Genomic DNA, 3,116 nt, shown 5'->3' on the forward strand with positions numbered 1-3,116 from the left:
CCTGGGCCAACGGTGCCATCAGCGCTTCGACCTCGGCCAGCAGTTGCCGCACCGAAAAAGGCTCGAAATCCAGTTCAAGCCGGCCCGATTCGATCCGCGCCAGATCCAGCGCATCGTTGACCAGCCGCAGCAGATGCGCACCCGCGCGGCGGATCGACTCGGTATAGCTGCGCTGCGTTGCATCCTGCGAGGTCTTGAGCAGCAATTCGCTCATGCCCAGGACGCCAGTCATCGGCGTACGCACTTCGTGACCGAGCGTGGCGAGAAAACGCGTCTTGGCCAAAGACGCCTGCTCGGCCAGTTCCTGTTTGTGCACTGCCAGCTGCCAGGCATTCAAGCGACGCAGCCGACGGCGGTACAACAAGGTGGCCGCAGCGATCGCGCACAAGGTCAGCAAGGCCAACAGGCTTAAGCCCCACGGCGACAGCCACCACGGCGGCAATACCTGAAAACGTAAGGTCTGGCTCGCCGACCAGATGCCGTCGGCAGTGCGCCCCTGCACTTCCAGCGTGTAATGCCCGGAGGGCAGGCGCGAAAATAACCGCTCGCCAGTGGAGCCCACCGCGATCCAGTCGGGATCGTAGCCACTCAGGCGAAAGCGGTAACTCGCAGATTCGGGATTGGTAAACGTGAGCATCCGCGCAACGATATGCAGGTCGCGATCGCCGTCCTGCACTTGCAGTGGCGCCTTGCCGGTGACATCCAGTTCGCGCTCTCCCCGTCGCAGGCTGACACGTTCGATCAACAGCTGCGGTCGACGCAGATTCGGACGGATCGTGGCTGGATCGAACACCACGATGCCGTCGGATGTGCCGCCCAGGATCTGGCCCGTGCTTGCCTGCACCAGCGTAGCCACCTGCATGGGCGAACTGGGAAGACCGTCATGCACGTCGTACACACGCACCAGCTTGCTGCCGGGGTCGACCCGAATCAGCCCACGATGACTGGAGACCCAGGCCACCCCGCCGGCATCGACCACCAGGCCGGTCGGCGAGACCATCGGAAATTCCTGATCCTTTCCCACCGTATCCAGATGCGTGAGCTGCGTGCCGTCCCAGAGATAGCGCCGCAGTTGACCCGCCAATCCAAGCCAGACGATGCCACCATCTCCCTGGCGAAACACATAGGTAGGCAGGGACGGCGCGCCACGTACCGCAACGAACTGGTCGGCCTGCGGATCCCATCGCCACAGCCCGGCATTGTTGCTCAGCCAGATCTGTCCATCCGGTCCGATCCGCATGTCCAGCACGGTCAGCGCTTTCAGCCCGTGGCTTCCGTAATCGATCGTCCTGAGCAGCTGGCCCTCGCTACTCCAGAGTTGCACTCCGTGCGTCAGCAATGCGACCCAGATGCGTCCTTGCGCATCCTCGGCCATCCTGCCTGGCCTGCCCGCGATCTCGGGGTCGGCTCCGGGATTTTGCATCTGCTTGAGCAGCGGCCAACGCTTGACCTCACGTGTTCGCGGATCGTACCGAACCAGCGTGCCCTGTACACCGATCCAGACAACCCCCATCTTGCTTTCCATCACGGTGTCGGGAACGCGCTCTGGATCGACCCGGGCCAGATGTTGCTCGACGCGGCCGGTGACCGGATCGAAGTGTTCAAGAACACTGCGTATACCGACCAGCCAGATCCCGCCCGTGCGGGAAGGCGCTGTCGCAACAACCGAAGGATTGGCAATGGACTGCGGATCATCTCCGCGATGCGAGAACACCGCGAAAGTGTCCCAACGCGGGGGCAGATGCCACAGCCCCCCTTCCAGACTGGCGAACCACAGCCCTCCTTCGCGGTCCTGGTAGGAGGCAATCCAATTCCGGTTGACCAGACCGTGCGCTGAAAAACTATAGATCGGCACGCGTTCGACGGCGCCGCCGCTGGCGCTCATCCCAATGCCGGTATCGGTATCCAGCCAATAGCGCCCGAGTCGATCGCGCAACAGCACGCCGTTGACATGCGGCGTGGCCGTGACGCTGTGCCAAGGGCGCGGCGTGGACCGCCCGACGGTGTCGAACTGGACTGTATTGCCCTCGATATCCGCAACCCAGAGCACCTTGCCGTCGGACTCCTTGTACAACCTGTTGACTGCCTGCGACGGACCAGGTAGCGGCACCCGTTCCATGCGTCGGCCATCCCAGTGCACTAGCCCGCCCCAGGTGCCGATCCATAGGGAGCCGTCGGGCGCAACTTCGAGACCCACGATGTTGTCGGACGGCAAGCTGGCAGGATCGTCTGCCTTGGCGGAAAAGTGCTGCATCTGCCCGTCGGGCCGATAGCGATACACGCCTTGCTTCGCAGTCCCGATCCAGACCTCGCCGTCTGGTGTCTGTGCCAACGCCCACACCATCATGTCGCGCAGTTCGGGAAAACGCGGATCTTCCAGCCGTTTGAACGTGCGCGTGTTCGCTTCCAGATAGCCAACGCCACCATCCTCGAAGCCCATCCACACCCGGTCCTTGGCATCGACACAGATGGCCCAGACCACATTGCTGGTCAGGCCATCTTCCATCCGCCAGATGCGGTAATTGCGGCCGTCGAACCTGGCCAAGCCGTCATCGCTGGCAAGCCACAGATATCCCTGCTTGTCCTCGGCCAATTGACTGATCGTGTCGGACGGCAGTCCATCGGCGATCGTCAGCTGGATGGGCACCGGTGTTGCGGGCGTACGCGCCTGCACTGGGCGCGCTGCCAGACACAGGCACGCCCAGAGCACAACGAGCAGCCAATGGGGCAAGCGGGATAGAAAGCGCACCGGATCAGTTTCACGACAAGTCGGCGCATAGTGCGGGCCACACGCGGTGCGGGCAAGTCCGCGTCTGCGCTTACTGCTGCGCATACGTTCAGTCCCCGCGGCACTTGGTGTAGCGTCATTGGTAAACCGCAGTGGTCGCCAGCAGCGGGCCTAACAGCGCATTCCACCTACGTTTGCTACGCAACTGCTCGGCGCGCTTCAGTGCGTAGGACACGCGCAGCGCCCTTTCGTCTGCCAACACCATCGCGAGCCTGCATGCCTGTTCAAGCAGACCATTGCCGGACGAACGCAGCGCGTGACACCCGATAGCGCTCGCTCCGGCGACGGCGCATCCGCACGACTTGTTATCGCTTGCTGCGTAACGCCT

The 3,116-nt window shown here is 63.1% G+C and carries 2 protein-coding genes; both read right to left on the minus strand.

What is annotated here, in order from left to right:
* Positions 1-2,710: ligand-binding sensor domain-containing protein (locus XBLMG947_RS18690; protein WP_065470082.1), on the minus strand; the 2,710-nt coding region annotated here is incomplete at its 3' end.
* 154 nt (positions 2,711-2,864) lie between these two features.
* A partial coding sequence (locus XBLMG947_RS23405; RefSeq protein WP_209437489.1) for a hypothetical protein occupies positions 2,865-3,116 on the minus strand: 252 nt, incomplete at its 5' end.

Source organism: Xanthomonas bromi, assembly GCF_900092025.1.
In the GTDB taxonomy this organism is placed as follows: Bacteria; Pseudomonadota; Gammaproteobacteria; order Xanthomonadales; family Xanthomonadaceae; genus Xanthomonas; species Xanthomonas bromi.